At 72.1% G+C, this 24,167-nt stretch carries 22 protein-coding genes; 11 read left to right on the forward strand and 11 right to left on the reverse strand.

Translation table 11 applies throughout. The features are described 5' to 3' along the window. Positions 1-8: 8 nt before the first annotated feature. From AOM06_RS07845 to AOM06_RS07880, 8 genes are all read right to left on the reverse strand, one after another. A complete protein-coding gene (locus tag AOM06_RS07845; protein WP_062304293.1) occupies positions 9-2,114 on the reverse strand; it encodes an FtsX-like permease family protein in 2,106 nt (701 codons plus the stop codon). Then, complete coding sequence (locus AOM06_RS07850) at positions 2,111-4,207, reverse strand: FtsX-like permease family protein (protein ID WP_062304296.1); 2,097 nt, start codon at positions 4,205-4,207, stop codon at positions 2,111-2,113. The genes AOM06_RS07845 and AOM06_RS07850 overlap by 4 nt, the downstream gene beginning before the upstream one ends. Beyond that, positions 4,204-6,111, reverse strand: coding sequence for an FtsX-like permease family protein (locus tag AOM06_RS07855; protein ID WP_062304299.1), 1,908 nt, complete (start codon positions 6,109-6,111; stop codon positions 4,204-4,206). The genes AOM06_RS07850 and AOM06_RS07855 overlap by 4 nt, the downstream gene beginning before the upstream one ends. Next, positions 6,108-7,913: a hypothetical protein gene (locus tag AOM06_RS07860; RefSeq protein WP_062304300.1), complete on the reverse strand. Its 1,806-nt coding sequence runs from the start codon at positions 7,911-7,913 to the stop codon at positions 6,108-6,110. Before AOM06_RS07860 ends, AOM06_RS07855 begins: the two co-directional genes overlap by 4 nt. Continuing rightward, positions 7,910-8,662: an ABC transporter ATP-binding protein gene (locus AOM06_RS07865; protein ID WP_062304302.1), complete on the reverse strand. Its 753-nt coding sequence runs from the start codon at positions 8,660-8,662 to the stop codon at positions 7,910-7,912. The genes AOM06_RS07860 and AOM06_RS07865 overlap by 4 nt, the downstream gene beginning before the upstream one ends. 79 nt (positions 8,663-8,741) lie before the next feature. Beyond that, complete coding sequence (locus AOM06_RS07870; protein WP_062304304.1) at positions 8,742-9,941, reverse strand: serpin family protein; 1,200 nt, start codon at positions 9,939-9,941, stop codon at positions 8,742-8,744. A 111-nt stretch (positions 9,942-10,052) separates the two neighbouring features. Further along, a complete protein-coding gene (locus tag AOM06_RS07875) occupies positions 10,053-10,703 on the reverse strand; it encodes a response regulator (protein ID WP_062304306.1) in 651 nt (216 codons plus the stop codon). Next, positions 10,700-11,494 (reverse strand): sensor histidine kinase, encoded by a 795-nt coding sequence (locus AOM06_RS07880; RefSeq protein ID WP_062304308.1) that lies wholly within the window; start codon positions 11,492-11,494, stop codon positions 10,700-10,702. The genes AOM06_RS07875 and AOM06_RS07880 overlap by 4 nt, the downstream gene beginning before the upstream one ends. A gap of 268 nt (positions 11,495-11,762) precedes the next feature. Between AOM06_RS07880 and AOM06_RS07885 the strand changes: the two genes are divergently transcribed. The 6 genes from AOM06_RS07885 (at position 11,763) to purM (ending at position 18,285) form a co-directional block, all read left to right on the forward strand. Beyond that, complete coding sequence (locus AOM06_RS07885) at positions 11,763-13,145, forward strand: ABC transporter substrate-binding protein (RefSeq protein WP_062304310.1); 1,383 nt, start codon at positions 11,763-11,765, stop codon at positions 13,143-13,145. 106 nt (positions 13,146-13,251) lie between these two features. Beyond that, on the forward strand, positions 13,252-14,229 hold the full coding sequence (locus tag AOM06_RS07890) for a carbohydrate ABC transporter permease (protein ID WP_062304313.1): 978 nt from the start codon (positions 13,252-13,254) through the stop codon (positions 14,227-14,229). Continuing rightward, entirely contained in the window at positions 14,229-15,161 is a 933-nt protein-coding gene (locus tag AOM06_RS07895) for a carbohydrate ABC transporter permease (RefSeq protein ID WP_062304315.1), read from the forward strand. Before AOM06_RS07890 ends, AOM06_RS07895 begins: the two co-directional genes overlap by 1 nt. 152 nt (positions 15,162-15,313) lie before the next feature. Further along, positions 15,314-15,664 carry a hypothetical protein gene (locus tag AOM06_RS07900; RefSeq protein WP_062304317.1) on the forward strand — a complete coding sequence of 117 codons (351 nt, stop codon included), beginning with the start codon at positions 15,314-15,316 and terminating at the stop codon, positions 15,662-15,664. Further along, positions 15,661-17,172, forward strand: coding sequence for an amidophosphoribosyltransferase (purF, locus tag AOM06_RS07905; RefSeq protein WP_228372891.1), 1,512 nt, complete (start codon positions 15,661-15,663; stop codon positions 17,170-17,172). The genes AOM06_RS07900 and purF overlap by 4 nt, the downstream gene beginning before the upstream one ends. 3 nt (positions 17,173-17,175) lie before the next feature. Next, positions 17,176-18,285, forward strand: a complete 1,110-nt coding sequence (purM, locus tag AOM06_RS07910) for a phosphoribosylformylglycinamidine cyclo-ligase (protein WP_062304320.1) — start codon at positions 17,176-17,178, stop codon at positions 18,283-18,285. A gap of 266 nt (positions 18,286-18,551) precedes the next feature. Here purM and AOM06_RS07915 read toward each other — a convergent pair whose 3' ends face one another. Next, positions 18,552-18,734, reverse strand: coding sequence for a DUF3073 family protein (locus AOM06_RS07915; RefSeq protein WP_062304322.1), 183 nt, complete (start codon positions 18,732-18,734; stop codon positions 18,552-18,554). Between the two features lie 348 nt (positions 18,735-19,082). On the opposite strand from AOM06_RS07915, the gene AOM06_RS07920 reads away from it, so the two are divergent. The 3 genes from AOM06_RS07920 to AOM06_RS07930 all read left to right on the forward strand — a co-directional run bounded on the left by AOM06_RS07920 (position 19,083) and on the right by AOM06_RS07930 (position 20,912). After that, complete coding sequence (locus tag AOM06_RS07920; protein WP_042215779.1) at positions 19,083-19,280, forward strand: BldC family transcriptional regulator; 198 nt, start codon at positions 19,083-19,085, stop codon at positions 19,278-19,280. Positions 19,281-19,425: 145 nt separating this feature from the next. Beyond that, positions 19,426-19,953, forward strand: a complete 528-nt coding sequence (locus AOM06_RS07925) for a methylated-DNA--[protein]-cysteine S-methyltransferase (protein ID WP_062304325.1) — start codon at positions 19,426-19,428, stop codon at positions 19,951-19,953. After that, positions 19,929-20,912 carry a DMT family transporter gene (locus tag AOM06_RS07930; RefSeq protein WP_062304328.1) on the forward strand — a complete coding sequence of 328 codons (984 nt, stop codon included), beginning with the start codon at positions 19,929-19,931 and terminating at the stop codon, positions 20,910-20,912. The genes AOM06_RS07925 and AOM06_RS07930 overlap by 25 nt, the downstream gene beginning before the upstream one ends. On the opposite strand, the gene AOM06_RS07935 is transcribed toward AOM06_RS07930, so the two are convergent. After that, positions 20,878-21,267 carry a phage holin family protein gene (locus AOM06_RS07935; protein ID WP_062304332.1) on the reverse strand — a complete coding sequence of 130 codons (390 nt, stop codon included), beginning with the start codon at positions 21,265-21,267 and terminating at the stop codon, positions 20,878-20,880. The genes AOM06_RS07930 and AOM06_RS07935 overlap by 35 nt on opposite strands. Positions 21,268-21,370: 103 nt before the next feature. On the opposite strand from AOM06_RS07935, the gene AOM06_RS07940 reads away from it, so the two are divergent. Beyond that, the gene (locus AOM06_RS07940) at positions 21,371-22,324 is read left to right on the forward strand and encodes a nucleoside hydrolase (RefSeq protein ID WP_062304335.1); all 954 of its coding nucleotides are present in this window, start codon (positions 21,371-21,373) and stop codon (positions 22,322-22,324) included. A gap of 123 nt (positions 22,325-22,447) precedes the next feature. Then, positions 22,448-22,999 (forward strand): hypothetical protein, encoded by a 552-nt coding sequence (locus AOM06_RS07945; RefSeq protein ID WP_062304338.1) that lies wholly within the window; start codon positions 22,448-22,450, stop codon positions 22,997-22,999. A 206-nt stretch (positions 23,000-23,205) separates the two neighbouring features. Here AOM06_RS07945 and AOM06_RS07950 read toward each other — a convergent pair. Further along, positions 23,206-24,167: IS3 family transposase (locus AOM06_RS07950; protein ID WP_156163627.1), on the reverse strand; the 962-nt coding region annotated here is incomplete at its 5' end.

Below are 24,167 nucleotides of genomic sequence, written 5' to 3' on the forward strand. Positions count from 1 at the left end.
CACTCCCGTCACGCCGCGACCCGCTCGCGGCTCCCGATCGGGGTCAGGGCGGCCGCGAGCGCCGAGGCCGCCGCGATCCACGCGAGGCCGATGAGCACCACGCCGGCCACCGGGATGATGGCGTGCGACACGTGGCCAAGGGCCCAGAGAGGTCCGATGAGCCGCGGCATCATGATGCCGGGGGCGGCCTCCTCGACGGTCCCGGTGTCGTAGCCGGCGAAGCTGGCGACCGCGACCACGATTCCCATGGCCGCGCCGATCAGGATCGCGAGGGCGATCGGCACGCCGAGCACGAGTGCGTTTGCCAGCCGGGCGTCGCGGCGGGTGAGACCCAGCGCGCCCTGCGCGATGGCATCGTCACGATGCGCGCGGGCGGTCGCCAGGTGGGAGCCGAGCGCGACGAGCGTGAGAGCCCCGAAGCTGAGCGCCGCGACAGCGGGGATGAGGCTCAGCCCCGAGTAGGCGAACTGCGGGTAGAGCAGGGCGTCCGGGAACCAGGCCGTGCTCGCCGGCCACGCGTCGGCGTTGTACCCGCCGCCTTGCGACCAGACGTAGAGCGCGGCCCACGTCTGCACTCCGACGAGGACGGCGGCCGCGACGCCGAGCACCGCTGCGGGGCCCGAGGCCTGTCGTGGCCGACCCTCGAGCGCGAGCCCCGCGGACAGCGCCCAGGGGCGCGCCGACCGCACGAGCCGGCGCCCCGCCAGGGCGGCGGCTCGGCGGCTCCAGGAGACCACGACGGCGACGGACAGGAGGCCGGCCGCGACCGCGCACACGGCGCCGATCCCGGGGACCAGGGGCCCGACGAACCCGAGCCTGCTGCTGTCGAGCAGGGTGGGCATGATGGTGAGCGCGACCGCCGCGAGCGAGGCCGCCCACGCAAGGTGGAGACCTATGGGGCGGTACGCGCTGGCCGAGCGGCCGGTCGTCACCGGAGAGACCGGCTTGAGCGCGGCGACAGGCTCGACGCGGGAGGCCCAGAACGCGGGGATCCCGCCGACGATGCCCGCAAGGACCAGGGCGAGCGTGAGCCCGGCCCCGGCGAGCCAGGGGTCCAACGCCGGCGCGGCCGGGAGCAGAGCATCGGCGTGAGCGCCCACGTAGAGCGCCCAGTCGATGCGGGCGGCGCCCCATCCGATGGCGAGCCCGCCCAGGCCCGCGATCATGCCGACCGCGAGAACCTCGGCCACGGTCGCGGCGACTATCGCGGAAGTGCGGGCGCCGAGCACGCGTGCCGTCGCGACCCACCGCGTCCGGGCCTGCGCCTGCGCACGTCCCGCGGCGAACGCCATGCCGGCGAGCCCGATCGCGAGCACCAGGGCCGTGAGGCCAAGGACGGTCCAACGTGCCGCCGACGTGTCCGCCTCGAAGCTCGGCGACCCAGGCCACCCGGCGAGGGCCTCGAGGTCCGGGGTGGACCGCTGCGCCGCGACCTCGACGTGGTCGCGGTCGCCGAGGTCGAACGACTGCTCCCAGTCGAGCAGGGCGAGCGGTTCCCTCGAGCCGTAGCGCCCCTCGGAGGACGTGCGCATGAGGCCGGAGACCATGAGCGACGCGGCCTCGTCCCACGCGGGGCCATCGGCCAGCTCCCCGTTCCACATCGCGGCAACGGTGTCTCCGACCGCGACCCCGACTCCCTCGGCCCAGGAGGCATCCAGCACCACCTCGCCGTACGACGGCGCGTCGCCCTCGATCAGCAGCGCGTCCCAGTCGATGGCGCCGCGCACCCCCGCAGGCTCCGCCGCCATCCGAGCCGCGGGGAAGCCCGCCTCGTCGAACTCGGTCGCGCCGGGCAGCCAGAAGCCCAGCCCGGTCACCTCGTGAAGACCGGAGGTGACTGCGCCGTCCGCATCGGCGGAGTCGAGCACCCGGTCGAGCTCGTCGAGCGTCGGGGCGTCGCCCAGGGCGTCGTAGTGCTGTCCGAGCTCGATCGAGCGGGTCCACTCGCCGTCGAGCCCGAACACGCCCTCGGCGTAGGCGACCACACGGAACTGCTGGAGCGCGATGACCCCGACGAACGCCACGATCGCGACGGTCACCGCGATGAAGCCGCCCGTCCAGGAGAGGTACGCGCGCTGCGCGCGCGCCTGCTCGCGCATGAGCTGACGGATCATCGAAGCGACTCCTTCTGGGGCTGGGAAGAGCGGACCATCGTCGCGGCCGCCACAACGGCGCCCGTCGCGGTCGCGGCGACGGCGGTGAGCGCCATGGCGACGAGCGGCGCGATCAGGTTGCCCGCATGGGCGAGGGCCCACGCCGGACCGGCGACCTGCGGCACGAGCACGCCCTCGTAGCCGAGCGGCAGCGCCTCCTCGAAGGTCGGCCCATGGAAGGTGAGGAGCACGCCCGCGACCCCGGTGACCACCCCGAGCCCGACGCCGATGAGGACCGGCACGGCGAAGCGGAGCGCCATCGCGGCTCGGGCGGTGCCCGCGGCGAGCCCCAGCGCCCTGCGCGCCTCGTCCTCGGCCTCGGAGGCCCGGGCGCCGGAGGCGAAGGCCGCGAAGGCGACGAGCACCAGCACGCCCAGACCCGTCAAGGCGACGGCCATGTACGCGTCGCTGAACATCGACGCGATGAGGGAGGTGGATCCTGCAGGCAGCCATCCCCACGCACCGAGCGTCGAGCCCCCGGCCTCGAGCTCGCCGGCCGCCGCGAGCACGTGCCACGCCACGGCCCCGGTCAGCGCCGCGACGCCGATCGCCACCACGCCTGCCGGGAGCGCCGCGATGCGAAGCCGTCCGAGCAGCGCGTCGCCCGCCGCGACCTCCCACGGCAGCACACCTCCCGCGAGCCGACGGCCGGCGTGCGCCACGAGCAGGCCCGCCGTCCGCATGAGCATCGGGACCGTGGCGATCACCACCGCCGGAGCGAGCACCGAGACCGCGGTGAGCCGGGCTCCGGTCAGGTGGCTGGGCCACGCGACCATCACGAGCGTCAGGAACAGCGCGACCCAGGCTCCGTAGATCCACGTCGACGGCGCTCGCGGTCCGGCCGGCGCCTCGGTCACGGGCACCACGGGCCTGAGCGCCGCGGCGGGAGGGACCCGCGCCGCCCAGAATGCCGGGATCGCGCCGAGGATCGCTGCCATGACGAGCCCGAGCGACGCGATCGCGGGCGGCAGCCACGGGGCGAGCTCGAGGCCCGCCGGGATGAGGGAGTCGGGGTGGGAGGCGGCGAAGGTCGCGTACTCGGCCGCGACCGCTCCCCACGCGATCGCCGTCCCGAGGACTCCCGCGAACAGCCCCACCAGCAGCACCTCGGCGGCAGCGGCCGCCGCGATCGCGGAGCGTCGCGCGCCCAGGACGCGTGCCGTGGCGACCCAACCGGTACGTGACTGCGCCTGCGAACGCCCCACCGCGAAGGCCATCCCGATCATCGCGACCGCGAGGACGATGCTGGTGACGGCGAGCACCTGGATACGGCCGCTCGGGCGGCTGCTGCCGAACCACGGCGACCATCCCGATCCGCCGACGGCTTCGAGTGCCGGGGTCACGGCCTGTGCGCCGACCTCGACCCCGTCGCCCCACAGCGCGGCCTCGGGATCGGTCTGCGCCTCGTGCCATGAGTGGAGGATGTCCCACGCGTCGTCCCATGCGAGCACGGCGTCGGGGGGCTGGATGGCGTAGCGGCCCTCGGCGCCCGGTCGCAGGAAGCCCGAGACGGTGAGCGTGCCGAGGTCGAGCACCTCCCACTCGGGCTCGTCATACCAGACCTCCCCGTGGACCTCCACCGGGTCGCCGATCGCAACCCCGCCCTGCGACTCCCACCACGCATCGAGGGCGACCTCGCCCGGCCCGGGTGCCTCGCCCGAGAGCAGCAGCGTGTCCCAGTCGACGTTCCCGCGCGTCCCCGCGACGCTCCACATGCTCCAGCGGCTCCCGCGCCCCGGCACCTCCAGGGTGAGGATCGAGGTCCGCAGCATCGCCGCCGTCTCGGCGCCCTCGGCGTCGGCGGCATCGAGCGCAGCGTCGAGCTCTCCGCGCATGGTCGAGGCCCCATCGCCCAGCGCGGTGACGTAGACGTCCCGGGACCATCCGCCTGCCAGGCCATACGCCTCGGCCGCGTTCATGTCGACGGCATCCTGCTGCGCAGCGGAGAAGGCGGCGTAGCCCGCGAGCGAGACGCCGAGCGTAAGCATCGCGGCGGTCCAGGCGAGGTAGCCCCGATGAGCTCGGGCCTGCGCCTTCATGAGGTCGAGGATCACAGCACGCCCTCCTTCTCCGCAGCGCGCAGCTGCTCCGCGGGGCTCATCGCGTCCGCACGCACGCGGACCAGAGCAGCAAGCCCGGCCGCGAGCCCGACGGACACCACGGCGAGCCCGATGAGCGCCGCCCAGGGCACCTGGGTCAGGTCGAGTCCGACGTTCCAGAGCCGGATGCCCCAGCCGCCGGCGCCGTTCAGGGAGGAGGTTGCCAGCCCGAGCGTGAGCCCGGCGACGAGCCCGAGCACCGCGCCGACGCCCGTCACCACGGCTGCCTCGAGCGCCGCCGCGGCGCGCATCGTCCCCGCCTGAGCCCCCAGGGCGATCAGCGTCGCGTGCTCTCGCGCGCGCAGCCGCTGCGTCGCTGCCGCGAGCACCACCACGATGGCGACTGCGCCCAGCAGGAACGGACCGGCGAGGAACGTGAGGCTCCACGCGTCGGCACGCGACTCCTCGAGCCAGTAGTAGTCGAGTCCGTTCGACTCGTAGGCATCCCCGAGCAGGTGCTCGGCAAGGATGTCGTGGACGTCGCTCGCCTGCGACGCGTCGCCCGGCATCCGGGGCACGCTCGACGCCGCGTAGACCAGCAGCGCGGAGTCCGGCGCCGGACCGAAGGTCTCCTCCGCCCACGTCCGCTCGATCGCCGCGAAGGGCGCCGCGACCGCAGGGGTGTCGACCCGAACCTCGACGTCGCCGACCACCAGCAGCTCGGGTGCGACGTCGATCGCCACGGCATCGTCCAGGTAGGCCGCGCGCAGACTGTGCGCGCCGAGCCCGTCGAGAGAGTCGTTCTCGACCGCCAGCAGCGTGCCGCCGCCGCCCAGCTGGCCGTCGTAGTTCGCGAGGTCGGCGGGAAGCGGCGCCACGGACGTGGTGAGCGCGGCGGCCGGAACCACCACCAGCCGGGGGTCTGCCTCGAGCGCGGCGACGATCCCGGGGTCGAGCGCCGGCGCCCAGCCGGGCGCGGCCGCGGCGGAGCCCGCATCCTCGCCGAGCGTGGGGACCGAGGCCACCACCGCGTCGGGCGCCAGCGTCTGCGCCACGTCGTTGCGCGCCGCGTTGCCGTTGATCGCGACGGTCGCGCCGGCCGCCGCTGCGACCACGAACCCGATGGCTCCGATCGCCGCCGCGCGCAGCGGTGCGGGGCGCACCAGCGCGTGCGCCCCCAGCGCTCGCGGGCTCGCGGGGTTCGCGCCCTTCCCCAGGAGCGCCGCGAACCGTGTGACGATGCGCGCGCCGAGCAGCGCGCCCCACCGCACCAGGAGCGTGGGGAGGGCGAGGTACATCCCGATGGCCGCCGCGATCGCGACGACGACCTCGAATGGCGCGGAGTAGACGTCGGGCCAGCCGGTCGCGACGCACGCGAGGCCGAGCAGCGCGAACCCTCCCGCGACCCACGTCCACCGCAGGCGGCGGCGCGCGCGACCCGCGGGCGCATCGTCCTCGCCCCGACCGCGCGTGGCCCACGCCGCGGCTGCGGTCCACCCGAGCGCCGCGCCCGAGACCAGGGCGATCGCGAAGAACGTGAGCGTCACCGCTGCCAGCCAGTCGGGTGCCGTGCCGCCGAAGCCCGCGACCAGCTGCCGCGTGACCGAGCCGGCGAGCAGTGCGCCGAGGCCCCACGCGCCACCGGCGACGACGCCGCGTCGCGCCTCGGCGCCGACCAGGGACGCGCGGGACTGCCCGAGCGCACGCCGCGAGGCGAGCTCGGCACGCCGGGTCGCCAGGTGCGCCGCGCGAAGCGTGCCCGTCACCGCCCCGATGAGGCCCGTCAGCACGGGCAGGAAGGCGATCCCGAGCATCGGCGAGAATCCGAAGCCGCCATCGGCCGGCTGCCACAGCGGCGGCGCGACCAGCCCGAGCCCGAAGCCAGCCACCACGAGCGCCCACGACGCCGCGGCCCTCATCGCACGGCCTCGCTGTCGCGCAGCGCCTCGGCGGGCGTGCCCAGGTGGATCGCGGAGGCGGCGAGCGCCGTGACCGAGACGAAGGCCGCGAAGATGAGGACGCCCCACATGACCACGTGGCTCCACGGCACGGACTCGAGCATCAGCGCGGGATAGGAATCGGTGAGGATCCCGCCGAGCGAGCGTCGCGCGGCGCCCAGGCCCGACATCGTCATGCGGGTGACGACCCCGGCAGCGGCACCGGCCGCGACCGCGACCGACGCCACGACCGCGCCCTCGATCGCGAGGGCCTGCCGCACGATGCGCGCCTCGACGCCGAGCGCGGCGAGCATCGCGGCGTCCCGACCGCCGGCCCGCACCGCGCCGAGCGCGAGGGGCGCGAGCAGCAGCACGAGCGCGACGGAGGCGGGCGCGACGCCCTGCCAGGTGCCCGGCTCGTCGCTGTAGCGGAACGACGACGATGCCCACGAGGCCTCTCCCGTGTCGAGGTCTGCGACGGCCATGCCGATCGCCTCGCGGGCGGCGCCGGCCTCGACGTAGACCAGGTACGCCGTGCCGAGCCCGGGGGCGTCGATGCCTGCGGCGCCGACGTAGGACTCCGAGCTGTGCACCGACGGGACGATCCCGTCCGGGTCGATCGCATCGGCCTGGAGGTCGTTCAGGCTGGTCGCGCTCGAGACGACGGCGTCCGGGTGCGTCCTCAGCGCGCGGGCGAGGTCGTCGTCGACGCCGGCGAGGTCGGACGGGTCGAGGGCGACGACGGTGTGTGTGCGCTCGACGCCGCTCACCACGTCGCCCACCACCACGCGCTCGACCCCGTCCAGCTCCGCGATCTGCTCGGACAGGTCCGGCGCGTCCGCGTCCACCATGAGCGTCATCGCCAGCCGGTCGCTCTGCTGGACCCCCGTGGGCACCACCAGCCACGCCGCGAGCGCGAAGGCGATCGCCCCGACAGCCATCACCGCGCGCCCCGCCGCCCTGGTCGGGGACGATGCGCGTGCCGCCAGCACGGCTGCCAACCTCGGCGCCCCGGCGCCGTCGCTCAGCCCCGCCGCGAGCGCGACGAACCGCGGCGCGAGCGTGCGCGCCCACGGCAGCACCGCGCCGAGCACGAGGCCGATGGCCGCGACCCATGCGACCGCATAGGCGACGCCCGCGGCCACGACCGCGGATGCCCCGCCCTGGTCGGTCGTGAGGGCGAGACCCACGACCACACCCGCCGCCGTGGCGCCGATGCCCGCAGCGATCCGTGCGCCCCGACCGAAGCGGGCGGGAGCGAGCGGCTCGGCGTCCTCGCGAAGGCGCTCGGCTGGCGAACGCTGCGGGCGCCAGACCGCCAGCGCGTGCGCGACCGTGAGGGCGAGCGTCAGCAGCACGGCCTCGACCGCGCGCGTGGTCCACAGGTCGGTGAAGGTCGAGAACGGCTCCCAGCCGTGCGAGGTCTCCTGCGAGACGTGGAGCGAGCCGGCGATCGCGTACGCGGCGGCGGCCACCGCGGCGCCGTCGCGCAGGCCGATGAGCGCAGCGCGGCGCACTCCTGCGTGAGCTGCCTCGCCGAGCGCGGCGCGCACCGCCGCCTCGTGCGCGGAGCCGGGCCGGATCCCGAGCGTCCACACGAGCACCGCGGTGAGCAGCGCGGCGGGGATCGCGAGGAAGATCACGAGCGTGGCGACCGAGCGCCCCGTGACGGGATCGGAGGCCATGGCGCAGATCGACGCGCAGTCGTCGAGGTGCCACGGCACCTGCGCCGCCATCACCGCGCCGCCGACGATGCCCGCGACCAGCGCCGCCGCGCCCCTCATCGCTCGACCCCGGCCAGCGCGTCCAGCCCGGCCAGCACCGCGTCGGGCGTGGGGTCCGTGACGTGACCGGCGACCTTGCCGTCCGCGAACAGCAGCACGCGACCGGCGTAGGACGCCGCCGTCGGATCGTGCGTCACCATCACCACCGACTGCCCGAGCTCCCGGCACGACTGCCGCAGGTGCGCGAGGATCTCCGCGCTCGCGTGGGTGTCGAGGTTGCCGGTGGGCTCGTCGGCGAGCACGATGCGCGGCTTGGTGATGAGCGCCCTCGCGATCGCGACGCGCTGCTGCTGCCCTCCCGACATCTCGTACGGGCGGCGCTCGAGCTCGCGTCCGATGCCCAGCATGTCGACCAGCGCGTCGAGCCAGGCGTCGTCAGGGGGAAGCGCGTTGAGCCGCAGCGGCAGCACGATGTTCTCGCGCGCCGTCATGGTCTGCAGCAGGTTGAAGCCCTGGAAGACGAACCCGATGATGCGCCCGCGCACCTTCGCCAGCGCGCGGTCCTTCATCGCGGTGATCTCATCCCCGCCCACCCACACCTGACCGCCGTCGGGGCGGTCGAGGCCGGCGAGCAGGTGGACGAGCGTGGTCTTGCCGGAGCCGGACGGCCCCATGACCGCGGTGAGCACGCCCGCAGGAACGTCGAGGTCGACATGGTCGACGGCGCGCACCGCGGCGCCGCCGCTCCCATAGGTCTTGGTCAGGCCGCGCGCTCGGACGGCGAGCGCCTCATCCCCCTGGTGGTCCATGCCAGCGAACCTATCGACGGCCCGCTCGCCCGCGCATCGTCCCCTCGCACCGTTCTCGCGTGATACCCAGGTATGACGGCTACTCGCCGGCCGGGTCCACGTACTGCCCGACGAAGAGGATCGCGCCGGTCCCGGTGTCCCGGACCACGTAGAGGAAGGGACGGTCGGCGATGATCTCCGCGTCGAGCTCGGGCGGCATGGATCCCGCGATCCCCGAGATCACGGTCGCGGCCGCGGCCTCCGTGCCCTCCTCGTCCACGATCACCTTGGTCGCGTGGACGGCGGCGTCCACCTCGAGCTCGGGTCCGATGCCGTCGAGCCCGATCTCGCCGAACAGCCCGCCGATGCCCATGCGGTCGGTGAGGATCTCGCGCAGGTCCACGCGCGACTCCGTCTCGAACCGGGGGAGCCGCACCCTGACGTATCCGGTGGCGAGGGACTCGTCGAGCTGGTCGAGCGCCGCGACCTCGAGGCCGTCACGGACCTCGTCGAACCGGCCCTCGCGCGGCACGATCAGCACCATCTCGAGGTCGCCCACGTACGGCAGCACGGCGGCGTCGTAGGACGGGGTGGTCGCGTACGAGGCCGTGAGCGACTGCCCCATGAGCTCCGCGGTGGCGGTGGACCCGTCGAGCCGCGTGAAGTCGTCCTCGTCGGTGCCGGCCTCGCTGAACGGGCTCCACCACTGCGCCTTGAGGTACAGCGTGTTCACCAGGATGAAGCGCGTGTCCGGCCCGGGGACGGACGCGGGCATCACCCGGGGGATGAGCCCGGCGGTGCGATCCTTCACCCAGGCGTCGATCTCCTCGCGCGAGCCGTCAGGGTCCTGGACGAGCGGCAGTCGGCTGGCGCGGGACCCGAACCACGTCTGCACCGTCTCGATGTACGCGGGGTCCGGGGTGAAGCCCTCGTCGAACCATGCCGAGTTGGCGACCCGCACGATCGGCAGGTCCACCGTCTCGCCCTCCGCGTTCGGGGCGCCGTCGCCCTTCTCGCTCGCGATCGCGAGATCCAGCGAGTTGAAGGCGTTCAGGAGCGCGTCGCCCTCGGCGGGATACGCGAAGACCTCGTCGAGCGCCGCGTCGACCGGGCCGGTCGCGCCCGCGTCGACCATGCCGAAGGCGAGCCCGATCGAGGTGGGGGACAGAGCGAGGTTCTGGTCCTCCGCCGCTGCCCGGAACATGCGCAGGCCGGCCTCGTTGAGGGACTCGGCGAGCGGGACGGCCGCGGACGGCGTGGGGGCGGGACGCGTGATCTCGATCTCGGCGGCTGGCGACATGCACCCAGCCAACAGCAGCCCTCCGACAACGACCCCGATGGCACGCCTCATCGCACACCCCCTCAGCGGTACGACGCCTCAGCGAGCCGAACCGTTGGGCTCATGCCCGGGTCAGCCGCGTGCGACCAGGCCTGCCTCGAACGCGATGACCACCGCCTGCACGCGGTCGCGCGCGCCGAGCTTCGCAAGCACGCGGCCCACGTGCGTCTTCACGGTGGGCTCGGCGAGGTACAGCTCTGCGCAGATCTCCGCGTTCGACAGCCCTCGTGCCATGAGCGCCAGGACCTCGCGCTCGCGCTCGGTGAGGGAAGCGAGCCGCGCATCGTCCACCGGTTCCGGCATGGCCGCGACGCGGGCGAGCAGCCGGCGCGTCGACGAGGGCGCGATCACCGCGTCCCCCGCGTGCACCGTGCGCACCGCCGCGAGCAGGTCCTCGGGCGGCGCGTCCTTGAGCAGGAAGCCGGACGCGCCCGCCTTGATGGCTGCGACCACGTACTCGTCGAGGTCGAAGGTGGTGAGGATCACCACCTTGGTGGGGGACGATCCGGTGATCGCCGCGCACGCCGCGATCCCGTCGGTGCCGGGCATGCGCACGTCGACGAGCGCGACGTCCGCCGGAGGGTCGAGCGCCGCCAGCGTCGCGATCGCGGCGGCGCCATCGCCGGCCTCCGCGACCACCGTCATGTCCTCCTGGGAGTCGACCACCATGCGGAAGCCCGCACGGATGAGCTGCTGATCGTCGACGAGCGCGACGCGGATCATGCGTCCTCCTTCTCGGACAGGGGTGCGGTGCGAGGGGTGAGGGGCAGGCGGGCGCGCACCAGGAAGCCGCCGCCCGCACGCGGGCCCGCCGTGAGCGTGCCGCCGAAGACGGTCGCGCGCTCGGCCATCCCCGCGATGCCCAACCCGGCGCCGTCGCCGCGCGCCGCGGCGCCCCGGCCGTCGTCGGAGACGGCCACGGCCAGCGCATCGTCCTCCCATCGCAGCTGCACGAACGCGGTGACGTGCGGCCCGGCATGCTTGAGCACGTTGGTGAGGGCCTCCTGGACGATGCGGTAGGCGGCCAGGCCCGCCCCGATCGGCAGGGGGCGAGGGGTTCCGGTGGTGACGTACGAGACCTCGAGGCCGCCCTCGCGGATCGACGCGACCAGCTCAGGGATGTCCGCGAGCGACGGCTGCGGGCCCATGTCCGCGTCGCCGTCGCCGTCGCGGAGGATCCCGAGCAGCGCGCGCATCTCGGCGAGCGCGGAGCGGCTCACGTCCGCGATCGTGTCGAGGCTCGACAGAGCGGCGCCGGCGTCGGTGCGGCCCGCGAAGCGTCCGCCGTCCGCCTGCGCGACCACGACCGAGAGGGTGTGCGCGACCACGTCGTGCATCTCGCGGGCGATGCGCGCGCGCTCGTTCGAGGCGGCGAGCGCGAGAGCCGCCTCGCCCGCTTGCGCGCTCTCCTCGGCGCTCGCGCGGGAGCGCCGCCGCTCGACGGCGAGCAGGGCGCCCAGGACGCATGCGATCAGCGTGGCGATCGCCGTGAGGCCCCATGCCAGCCAGATCATGGCGCTCACTGTACGGTGCGGCGGGCTGGGCGCGGTGCGCGACGCCGCGGGTGACGCCCCGATTGCGCATCGGCCCAGGTCACGCGGGGATAACGATGTCGTACGAGGGTCGCTGAGAGGTTGCGGGCGCCCTGGGGCGCCGCTACGTTCGATTGCAAGCGCTTGCGATGGCGGGGTGCGGTGGGCCCCACCTCACAGGCGCCGCTCCGTGCGTGTCCTCGCGACCGGGCGCACGGCTGCAACTCAACGAAGAGGAGGCGCATCACCCATGAACCGACGTCTATATGTACCCGTCGCGGGGCTCGCGATCGGGGGGCTCGTGCTCGCCGGCTGCTCCGGCGGGGACTCCGACGGTGGCAGCAGCGGCGACAGCAGCGGCGGTGGCGGTGGCGCCATGGCCGAGGGCTGCGAGGCCTACGCCGACTACGGCATGTTCGACGGCGAATCCGTCGAGATCTACGGCACCCAGGTCGACGACGAGGCCGACCGCCTGGTCGAGTCCTGGCAGGAGTTCTCCGACTGCACGGGGATCACCATCGACTGGATCGGCAACCAGGAGTTCGAGACGCAGATGAACGTCCGCGTCGAGGCCGGCGACCCGCCGGACCTCGCGATCTTCCCGCAGCCCGGCCTCGCGGCCCGCTTCATCAACGGCGGCTCCGTGGTCCCGGCCCCCGAGTCCGTCGAGGCGAACGTCGACGAGTTCTGGACCGAGAGCTGGAAGGAGTACGGCACGGTCGACGGTACGTTCTACGCCGCGCCCCTCATGGCCAGCGTCAAGGGCTGGATCTGGTACTCGCCCACCGAGTTCGCCGAGAAGGGCTACGAGGTCCCCGAGACGTGGGACGACATGATGGCCCTCACCGCGCAGATGGCCGACGACGGTGCGGACAACTCGCAGTACCGTCCGTGGTGCATCGGCTTCGAGTCCGGTGAGGCCACGGGCTGGCCCGGCACCGACTGGATCGAGGACATCGTCCTGCGGCAGCAGGGCGCCGAGACCTACGACGCGTGGGTCGCCGGCGACGTGAAGTTCTCCGACCCGGAGATCGTCGAGGCCTTCGACACGTTCGGCGAGATCGCTCTCAACGCCGACTACGTCAACGGCGGCATCGGCGGACCCGAGACGATCGCCTCGACGGCGTTCGGCGACGCGGGCCTCCCGATCCTCGACGGCAACTGCTCGCTGCACCACCAGGCCTCGTTCTACGAGGGCTTCTGGCCCGAGGGCACCACGGTCGCCGAGGACGGCGACATCTGGGCCTTCATCACCCCGAAGGTCAACGCGGACGACCCGGACGCCGTCACCGGCGGTGGCGAGTTCATCACGGCCTTCAACGACGACCCGGCCACGGTGGCGTTCCAGACGTTCCTCTCGAGCGACACCTGGGCGAACATCCGCGTGGGCCTGGGCGGCGTCATCTCCGCGAACCAGGGCCTCGACCCGGCGAACGCGAGCTCCGCGCTCGGAACCGCCGCGATCGAGCTCCTGCAGAGCGAGGACACGCTGTTCAAGTTCGACGGCGCGGACCTCATGCCCGCCGAGGTCGGCTCCGCCTCGTTCTGGACCGGGATCACCGACTGGGTCCAGGGCACCAAGACCACGGAGGAGGTCACGGCCTTCATCGACGGGACGTGGCCCTCGTCCTGATGTCAACCGCGATGCGCCGGCCGGGTGACCCCCGGCCGGCGCATCGCGCCATCGAAGGGAGGGGACGATGACGTCCCTCGCAGGTGTAGCCCAGGGCGCCCTCCGCATGGAGGGCTTCTGGACCGAGCAGAGCCCCAAGCTCGGGTTCGCCGCGATCGCGATCGTGGTGTTCCTCGCGGTGATGGGCCTGGTGATGTTCCTGGCCGACAACGCCCCACGCAAGGGTCGCGACGTGATCCAGCTGCTGCTGTTCGTCCTGCCGGCGATGCTGCTGCTCGCGGCCGGCATGATCTGGCCGGCGCTCTCGACCATGTGGCAGTCGGTCACGTCGAAGGCGGGCGAGTTCGTGGGGCTCGACAACTTCGTCACGATCTTCACCGACCCGACCGGGCAGGTGGTGCTCCGCAACACGCTCCTGTGGGTGGTGTTCGTGCCGACCATCTCCACCGTGGTGGGCCTCGCCTACGCGCTGTTCATCGACCGCGCCAAGGGTGAGCGGATCCTCAAGTCGCTGGTGTTCATGCCCATGGCGATCTCGTTCGTGGGGGCCTCGATCATCTGGGGCTTCATGTATACGTACCGGTCCGAGGGCTTCCCGCAGATCGGCCTGCTCAACCAGATCCTCGTGTGGATCGGGTTGTCCCCCTACCAGTTCGTCGAGACGCCGCCATGGAACACGTTCTTCCTGCTCGTCGTCATGGCGTGGATCCAGACCGGTTTCGCGATGGTGGTGCTGTCCGCCGCGATCAAGGGCGTGCCCGCGGAGATCGTCGAGGCCGCCGAGCTCGACGGCGCGAGCGCGTGGCAGCGCTTCAAGAACGTCACGCTCCCGTGGATCCGCGGCTCGCTCGTGGTGGTGGTCACCACCATCACCATCTCGACGCTCAAGGTCTTCGACATCGTGCGGACCATGACCGGCGGTCAGTACAACACGTCCGTGGTCGCGAACGAGATGTACACCAGGGCCTTCCGGCTCGGGCAGCCCGAGATCGGCGCCGCGCTCGCGGTGGTGCTCTTCATCCTGGTGCTGCCGATCGTCATCTACAACATCCGGGTCCTGCGACAGCACAAGGAGACTCACTGATGAGCGCCGCCATCGCACCCGAGCCCGTGGTCGACGCCGCCGACGCGACGCCGTCCGGCGGCAAGGCCAAGCGGGTCAAGAAGCGCCTGACATCGCGCACCGCGACGTTCTTCGCGATCGTCATCGCGGCGCTGTGGACCATCCCGACCTTCGGGCTGTTCGTCTCGTCCTTCCGGCCCGACACGGACATCGCGAACTCCGGCTGGTGGACCATCTTCACCAACCCGAGCTTCACGCTCGACAACTACACCGCGGTGTTCTCCGAATCCGGCGCCTCGTCCGCGAGCCTCGGCGTCTACTTCATCAACTCGATCGTCATCACGCTGCCGGCGACGGTGTTCCCGATCACGCTCGCGCTCATGGCCGCGTACGCCTTCGCGTGGATCCCCTTCCGAGGGTCCTCGTGGATCTTCGTGCTCGTGTTCGCGCTGCAGATCGTGCCGCTCCAGATGGCGCTCATCCCGCTGCTGAAGATCTTCAACTACCCGTGGCTCGACATCGGCGGCACGTTCCCGGCGGTGTGGATCGCGCACACGATCTTCGCGTTGCCGCTCGAGATCTTCCTGCTGCACAACTTCATCTCGGAGATCCCGCGCGACGTGATGGAGGCGGCGCGCGTCGACGGGGCCAACCACGCGCAGATCTTCCGACGCGTGGTCATCCCGCTGTCGGTGCCGGCCATCGCGTCGGTGGCGATCTTCCAGTTCCTGTGGGTGTGGAACGACCTGCTCGTCGCGCTGGTGTTCTCCGGCGGCACGGTGAGGACCGCGCCGGTCACGCAACGCATCGCGGAGTTCGCGGGCACGCGCGGCAACGACTGGGAGCTGCTCACGGCGGCGGCGTTCGTCGGCACCATCGTCCCGCTGATCGTGTTCTTCTCGCTCCAGAGGTACTTCGTACGCGGCCTGCTCGCCGGCTCGACCAAGGGCTGACGGGCATCCGAGGGGGAGGCCGGGAGGGGTCGGCGGACGTCAGGCCGCCGGCCCCGTCCCGGGCGCGGAGCGGACGATGCGGTCCCGTGCGCGCGCCGGTCCGGCCGCGGATCCCGTTCACGGGCCGTTCGGGCACCGCCTAGACTTGCCACGTGAGCGACGTCCCCCAGGAAGACACCGCGTCCGGACTCCCCGAGCAGGAGCAGACCGCTCCCGCACCCGCACCCGGTGAGCGCCCGGTCCCGGAGGACCTCGCGAGCGTGGCCGTCCCGGCGCACGTGCGGAACGCCCCCAGGTTCGGCAGCTTCATCGGCACCGGCGTGGGCGCGGGCATCATCGTGGCCGCGGTCCTCGCGATCTTCCTGCCCAACTCGACGGGCGTGGGCCGCTTCCTCGTCTTCGTGCTGCTGGCCCTCGGGCTGTGCCTGCTCGGCGCCATCATCGGCGGCGCGCTCGCCACGTCGATGGACCGCGCATCGTCCGCCACCAAGGAGAACCGATGACGAACCGCCGCAGCCCCCTCGGCACGTCGATGACGACCCGACGCGGCGGCGACGGCCGCCTGAACCACGACCTCCTCCAGGGCGAGGCCGCGCCGCAGGACGAATGCGGCGTGTTCGGCGTCTTCGGGCCCGGCGAGGAGGTCGCCAAGCTTGCCTACTTCGGGCTCTACGCGCTCCAGCACCGCGGCCAGGAGTCCGCGGGCATCGCGACCTCGAACGGCGAGAACATCCTGGTGTTCAAGGACATGGGCCTGGTCTCCCAGGTGTTCGACGAGGGCGCGCTCGAGGCGCTCCAGGGCCACATGGCCGTGGGCCACACGCGCTACTCGACCACCGGCGCCTCCGTGTGGGCGAACGCGCAGCCCACGCTCGGTCCCACCGAGCACGGCACCATCGCGCTCGGTCACAACGGCAACCTCACCAACGTCCAGCAGCTGCTCGACCTGCTGATCGAGCGCGAGGGCATGGCCAAGCGGCTCGACCTCAAGGGCGGCAAGTGCACGGACACGGCGATCGTGACCGCGCTGCTGGGCGCGGAGGGCTTCGAGTCGCTCGAGGAGGTCGCGATCGACCTGCTGCCCCAGGTGGAGGGCGCGTTCTCCTTCGTCTTCATGGACGAGCACCGCATGTACGCCGCGCGCGACCCGCAGGGCTTCCGTCCGCTCGTGCTCGGCTCGCTGCCGTCCGGCGGCTGGGTGGTGGCCTCGGAGACCGCCGCGCTCGACATCGTCGGTGCGAAGCACGAGCGCGAGATCGAGCCGGGCGAGCTCATCGTCATCGATGAGACCGGCGTGCGCTCGCGCCGCTTCGCGGAGGCGGACCCCAAGGGCTGCATCTTCGAGTACGTCTACCTCGCGCGTCCCGACACGACCATCGCCGGACGCTCGGTGCAGATGGCGCGGCTCGCGATGGGCCGCGCGCTCGCGAAGGAGCACCCCGTCGAGGCCGACCTGGTGATCCCGACGCCCGAGTCCGGCACCCCCGCGGCGGTGGGCTACGCGCAGGCCTCCGGCATCCCGTTCGCGCAGGGCCTGGTGAAGAACGCCTACGTGGGCCGCACCTTCATCCAGCCGTCGCAGACGCTGCGCCAGCTGGGCATCCGGCTCAAGCTCAACCCGCTGCGCGAGGTCATCGAAGGCAAGCGCCTCATCGTGGTCGACGACAGCATCGTGCGCGGCAACACCCAGCGCGCGCTCGTCGCGATGCTGCGCGAGGCGGGCGCGGCCGAGGTGCACGTGCGCATCTCCTCGCCGCCCGTCCAGTGGCCGTGCTTCTACGGCATCGACTTCCCCACGCGCGAGGAGCTCGCGGCGGTGGGGCACTCGGTCGACGAGATCCGCGACGAGATCGGTGCGGACTCGCTCGGCTACATCTCCCTCGAGGGCATGCTCGCCGCGACCGAGCAGGCGCAGGAGCGCCTGTGCACCGCGTGCTTCACCGGGACCTACCCGGTCGAGCCGCCCGTGAACGCCCGGCACCTGCTGGTGTCCCAGCCCGTGGAGGCCTGAACCATGACCGAGCCGCAGGGCATCACCTACGCGTCCGCGGGCGTCGACACGCACGCGGGCGACCGCGCGGTCGAGCTCATGAAGGCGGCCGTGGCGAAGACGCACGGCCCCGAGGTGCTCGGGGGCGTGGGCGCGTTCGCGGGGCTCTTCGACGCCTCGGCGCTCAAGGCGTACGACCGCCCGCTGCTCGCGTCCTCGACGGACGGCGTGGGCACCAAGATCGTCATCGCGCGGGCCCTCGGGGTGCACGACACGATCGGGCAGGACCTGGTCGCGATGGTGGTCGACGACATCGTCGTGTGCGGCGCCAAGCCGCTCGTCATGACGGACTACATCGCGTGCGGGAAGGTGGTGCCCGAGCGCATCGCGGACATCGTGCGTGGCATCGCGGTCGGCTGCGAGATGGCGGGCGTCGCCCTGGTGGGCGGCGAGACCGCCGAGCACCCGGGCGTGATGGAGCCGGACGACTACGACGTCGCGGGCGCGGCGATCGGTGTGGTCGAGGCCTCGGCGCTGCTGGGCCCCGATCGGGTCCGGTCCGGCGACGTGGTGGTCGCGATGGCCTCGTCCGGGCTGCACAGCAACGGCTACTCGCTGGTGCGCTCCGTGGTCGCGCACGCGGGCTGGTCGCTCTCGACGTCGGTGCCCGAGCTCGGTCGCACCGTGGGCGAGGAGCTCCTCGAGCCCACGCGGATCTACTCGCAGCTGTGCGTCGACCTGGCGGCCTCGGTGCCCGGTCTCCGTGCGTTCTCCCACGTCACGGGAGGCGGCCTCGCGGCGAACCTCGCGCGCGTGCTCCCCAAGGGCCTCGCGGCGTCTGTCGCGCGCGATGCCTGGGACCTGCCCGCGGTGTTCTCGGTGGTCCAGGCGGCGGGATCCGTGCCGTGGAACGACCTGGAGTCGACGCTCAACATGGGCGTGGGCATGGTCGCGGTGGTGGCTCCGGAGGACGCCGACGCGCTGATCGCGGCTTCCGCGGCCGCGGGCGTGCCGGCGTGGGTGCTGGGGTCGGTGTCGGCGGACGCCGGGCTGCCCACGGGTCCCGACGTGGTCCGCGGCGCCAAGGGCGTCGACGGCGGCACCGTGGTGCTCTCGGGGGCGTACCGGGCCTGAATCGCCTGACGCGGCCACCCCACTGAAGTGGTCGATGGTGGTCGCTTCTGGCGGGTTTCCGCACCGCAGTGGTCGCTGGTTGTCGTTTCTGCCGATGCGCCACGACCCGCGCGCCCTGAGCGGCGCGGCGCGTCCTGCGCGCGACTAGGGCCGGCCAGGGGTCGCAGTGGGCGCGTCAGCGACACTGATCTACCACTGGCGCGCAACGACGGCTGGAAAGCGACCACCACCGACCACTGCGGGTGCGGTGGGGAGCGGGAGAGGACTCAGTCCTCGTCGTCCGCCCAGCGGTCGTAGTACTCGTCCGAGTCGTCGGCGGTGTGGGTGGGCGCGCTCGCCTCGCGGCTGGTCAGCTCACGCTCGAGCTCACGGAGGTCACCACCGTGGTTCGTGTACTTGAGCTGACGAGCGATCTTCGCGTCCTTAGCCTTCTGACGGCCTCGCCCCATGTCGCCGTCCCTCCCGGTCTCTCGCGCCTCGTGTGCGGGCGCCGCCTCGTCATTCCTGCCCTACTTTACAACGCGTGTCCAGCACGTTGCGACCGCCCTGGAAGCGGGATCGCGCGCCGCGGCCGGCGCGACGCGCGGACCGATGCGCATCGTCGCCCGCGACGCAAGCCGCCGTGAGGTCTGTCACATGCTGCGCACAGTCTGAGGGCGCGACACGCCGTACATGTCACAATATGGAAATTACGGAAACAGTGACCTTTCGCCGTCATAATCGCTTCCGTCGGACGTCTCATCGCACACAGGAGCCTCCCCCGAGGCGCTCGACACGGACTGAGGGAACGAAATTTCATGACTGAAACTGCGCAGGAGCCCGAGAAGCTGCTCACCCCTTCTGAGGTTGCCGCGATCTTCCGCGTCGACCCCAAGACCGTGACCCGCTGGGCCAAGGTCGGCAAGCTCAGCTCGATCCGTACGCTCGGCGGGCACCGCCGCTTCCGCGAGGCCGAGGTCCAGGCCCTCCTCGCGGCGGCACAGGAAGGCCGCTGAGCCTCGAGCAGGCTGTGGCGTCCTTCTGAGGGAGGGGCGCCGGTGCCGCGCGTCGACGCGCGGTGACACACGACGCTGGCGCGCGCCCATCGCGATGTCCGATGGGCGCGTGCCGGGTGTCAGACGGTGGTCGTAGCCTGCTGTCATGACATCGGCACCGCTCATCGGGGCGTCCTACGAGACGCCCTTCGGCACGCTCACCGTGCTCGCTACGCCCGAGGACGGCGTCGTCCGTTCGTCGGGCTTCCGGACGATGCGCGACACGGTCGCGGGGCTCCCTGCGCCGATGCAGGGACGGGGCTGGGAGCCGGGCGAGCTTCCGCACGTGGCCGCCGCGATCGCGGCCTGGCTCGACGGCGACGGCGACGCTCTCGCGTCGGTCCCGATCGTGCAGCAGGGCGGACCGTTCTTCCAGGAGGTCTGGGAGCAGCTGCGCACCGTGCCCTCCGGAAGCGCCGTGAGCTACCAGGAGCTCGCGACGATGGCGGGGCGTCCGCGTGCCATGCGCGCGGCCGGTACTGCGTGCGCGCGCAACAACATCGCCCCGTTCGTGCCGTGCCACCGGGTGGTGCAGTCGGGCGGAAGGCTCGGCAGCTACGGCTTCGGCGGCACCGAGGTCAAGGCGGCGATGCTCGCGCTCGAGGGTGCGTGGCCGCTGCCGGCACGGGCATGACCGCGGCTCCTGCCCGCGCCTGGGTTCCCGCGTTCATCGTCGCGGCGGTGTCGTGGGGCTCGAGCTTCCTCTTCATCTCGCTCGCGTTGCGGGGGCTGAGCGCCACCCAGGTGGGCTTCGGTCGCCTCGCGATCGGCGCGGCGGTGCTGTGGGCGATGCTGCTGGTGACCCGCCACCGCCCGCGCCTCTCCGCGCGCGACGTCGCGAGCATCGGCGTGGTCGCGATCGGGTTGTCCACGGTGCCGTTCGTGCTGATCCCGCTCGCGCAGCAGCACATCACGTCCATCCTGGCGAGCCTGCTCAACGCGACCACGCCGCTGTGGACCGCACTGTTCGTCGCGGTGCTCATCCCGCACGAGCGTGCGACCCGCGCGCAGGTGCTCGGGCTGGTGATCGGTGCGCTCGGGATCGCCGTGCTCCTGGGGGCGTGGGACATCGACGGGATCCCTCTGCTCGGCGCCGCGCTCATGCTCGCGGCCACGGCCTGCTACGGCATCGGCTCCACCTTGTCGCGCATGCTGCTCGCGCGCGTCGACGAAGGCCCCACCGCGCTGTCGGCGGTGCAGATCGGCATCTCCGCGATGCTGCTGTTGCCGTTCGCGCTCGTGGCGCCGGCGCCCGCCGCGGACACCCTCGCGCTCGGCTCGGAGGTGCTGTGGGGGCTGCTCGCGCTCGGCGTGCTCGGGACCAGCTTCACGTACGTGCTGTTCTGGCGCGTGGTGAAGCTCGCGGGAGCGACCACCGCCGCGTCGGTCACCTACGTGGTGCCCGTGGTGGCGACGGTGCTGGGGATCCTGGTGCTCCACGAGGAGTTGAGGTGGCACGAGCCTGTCGGTGCCGCCGTGGTCCTCGCAGGCGTGTGGCTCGCGCAGCGCAAGCCGCGCGTCGCGGCCACGGCCGAGGGAGCCGTGGCGCCGGCGGGCGCTACTTCGAGGAGGACATCCCGACCGTCGACTTGATGTTGTCGATCTGCTCGTGGGGCGTGAGGTCCTTGTTCTTCTTGATCAGCGCCGAGCCGATGCCCGCGAGCAGCAGCACGATCAGCAGCAGCGCGCCGCCCACCGTGAGGGCCGCGAGCCATGCGGGCCAGACCTCGGAAAGGCCCAGGATCGCGGCGGCGATGAAGACGCCGACCATGAAGAAGGCGAACACCCCGGCCCCGATGACCAGGCCGACGCCGATGCCGATCCGCTGGAGCTTCTTCGAGATCTCCTGCTTGGCCTTCTCGATCTCGTCCTTGATGACGGTGGCGATACGACCGATCAGGCCGGCGACGATCGCGTTGACGAAGTAGCGGCCGAAGTTGTCGGACATGCAGCACCTCCACTGGGATTGTCCCTAGTCAATCCTGTATCGGCAGGTGTCCGCAAATGAACAAGGCTGGCTGCCTCCGCGTTCGCTCGCTACGGTCGGCGGCATGACCTTGCCTTCCACCCCGCCGGTGCCGCTCGTGATCGACACCGACACCGCCTCGGACGACTGCTTCGCGCTCCTTCTCGCGCTCCTCGACCCACGCGCCGACCTGCGCGCGATCACGATCGCGCAAGGCAATGTCGACTTCGCGCAGCAGGTGCACAACGCCTTCCTGGTGCTCGAGGTCGCGGGTCGTCTGGGTGAGGTCCCCGTCCACCTGGGAGAGCGGGAGGCGCTCGCGGGCGGGTGGATCGGCGCGGAGGACGTCCACGGGGACGGCGTGGGTGGGCAGCGGCGGGAGAACGACGCGCAGGCCGAGCCTGAGCACGCCGTCGACGCGTTGCTGCGTCTCACCGCGGAGGCGCCGGGGGAGCTCGCGATCATCGCGATCGGGCCGCTCACCAATCTTGCCCGCGCCGTCGAGCGGGACGCGAGCTTCGCGGGGCGGGTGCGCGAGCTCGTGGTGATGGGCGGATCGCTGGACGGGGTCGGCAACATCACCCCGCACGCGGAGTACAACATCTACGCGGACGTCGAGGCGGCTGCGGCGGTGGTCGCGGCCGACTTCCCGCGGCTGCGCTTCGTCACGTGGTCACCGGTGACGTTGCGGGACGGGATCTTCGATGCCGGCCGCGTGGAGGAGATCCGGGCGCTCGGGACGCGTCGCGGCGAGTTCTTCGTGCGTGCGAACCAGGCGCCGTTCGACTTCGATACCGCTCACGGGGTGGGCGGCTCGACGCACCCGGACACGCTCTCGGTGCTCGCGGCGATCGACCCGGGCGTCGTGGTGGAGGAGCGCGCCTTCGATGTGAGCGTGGTGCTCGAGGGGGAGCGGCGGGGCGCCACGAGCTTCGCTCCGGTCGCCGATGCGGCGGTCGCCTCGTGCACGGCGATCACGGTCGCGGACGGGGAGAGGCTGTTCGCGGCTCTGCGCGACGTGCTCGCGAACGGCGGCTGACCCCGGCAGCGCGCCGAGGCGCGTCGGGTGGCGTCTGGGTGCCATAATCCCTCCTCGTGGGCCGCGACAAGTGGCGGCCGATACGCATGACCACCTCCCCGACACACCGAACGAAGGTCCCCAGTGAAGCGACTCGCCCACCACACCGTCTCCACGCTCGCGCCCCTCGCGCTCGCCATCGGAGCGACCCTTTCCCTCGCGGGCTGCTCGTCCGCTGAGGGCGCGCCCGAGGACACCCAGGCTGCGCTCGTCGTGGCGACTGTCGAGCCGGTCGCTGCGGAGCCCAGCTCCGACACGACGGATGTCGCTGAGGCCGTCGTCGAGACGACGCCCGAGCCGACAGAGTCTGCCGTGCCGGCGCCGACGAAGACCACGAAGGCGACGCCCAAGCCCGAGCCTGTGGCCGAGGCGCTCTCCCTCACGGAGACCTTCACCGCGATGCTCGCCGCCGCGAAGACGGACGGCGTCGAGGGCGTGGTTCCCTTCATGGAGAAGCAGGGGCACGGTGACCTGTGGGGAGTCGTCGGCACGGACTTCATCGCTGGCGAGTGCAGCGAGGCCGACCCCGCTGGCTGCGTGGCGTACTACGACTATGAGGGCACTCAGAGGGAGCGCATCTTCATGTTCGAGAAGATCGACGGCTCGTGGAAGCTCACCGAGGCCTATACCTGGTGACGACAGAAGCCCCCGGAGGCGATCCTCCGGGGGCTTCCTGTTCTGGTGGCTCCGACGGGCGTCGATCCCGTGACCTCACGAGTTTGAGTTCGGCACTGTCAGGGGTTTTCGCGGGGTGCCTGGCTCTTCGGTGTGCCGAGGTAGGCCATCGATTTGGCGGTCTTGCGGAGCCTGATCCGGTCTCGTGGACACGGGTGGTGTGTTGATCATGCCGCGATGGCGGCACGGGTGTGAAGGGCTTCGTACTCGACGGGGCTGAGGTCGCCGAGCGAGGTGTGCCGGCGGCGGGGGTTGTAGAGGCCCTCGATCCATTCGAACATCGCGGATGCGAGTTCGGTGCGGCTGATCCAGTCGTGGCGGTCGAGCAGCTCGCGTTGCATGGTCGACCAGAACGACTCGATGAGGGCGTTGTCCACGCTCGAGGCGACTCGCCCCATCGATCCCAGCAGTCCCGCCTGGCGTAGCCGGTGCCCGAAGACCCAGCTCGTGTACTGCGCTCCTCGGTCGGCGTGGACGATCGTGCCCGGCTGGGGTCGGCGCTGCCAACGCGCCATGTCGAGGGCGTCGACGACGATGTCCGCGGTGATGCGGTCCGAGATCGACCAGCCCACGATCCGACGCGAGTAGGCGTCGATCACGCCCGCGCAGTAGACCCAGCCGTCCTTCGCGCGATGCTGCGTGATGTCGCAGAACCACAGCCGGTTGGGGCGGTCGGCACGGAACTGGCGTTTGACGAGGTCGTCGTGCGGGGCCGGGGCCGGCTTCCAGCCCCGGCGCTTCCTGCGGTGGCATACGCCCTGCAAATCGGCGGCCCGCATGAGCCGGGCGACGCGCTTGCGACCCACACGCACGCCCAGGCCGAGCCGCAGCTCGGCGTGGACGCGGGGTGCGCCGTAGGTGCCGCGTGAGTCCAGATGGATGCGTTCGATCGTGGCCGTGAGCGCCTCATCGGCGACGGCGCGCGCGGATCGCGGACGAGTCCGCCAGGCGTAGTAGCCAGTACGGGAGACCTTCAAGGTCCGGCACGCCACCGCGACGTCGAAGCCGTCGGCGGCCAGCTCATGGACGAGCCGGAACCCTATTTTGGGAGGATGTTCTCGCGTGCGAAGTACGCCGAGGCACGCTTGAGGATCTCGATCTCGGTTTCCAACACCCGGTTCTTGCGCCG

The sequence above is a fragment of the Demequina subtropica genome (genome assembly GCF_000971235.1).
Taxonomy (GTDB): Bacteria; Actinomycetota; Actinomycetes; order Actinomycetales; family Demequinaceae; genus Demequina; species Demequina subtropica.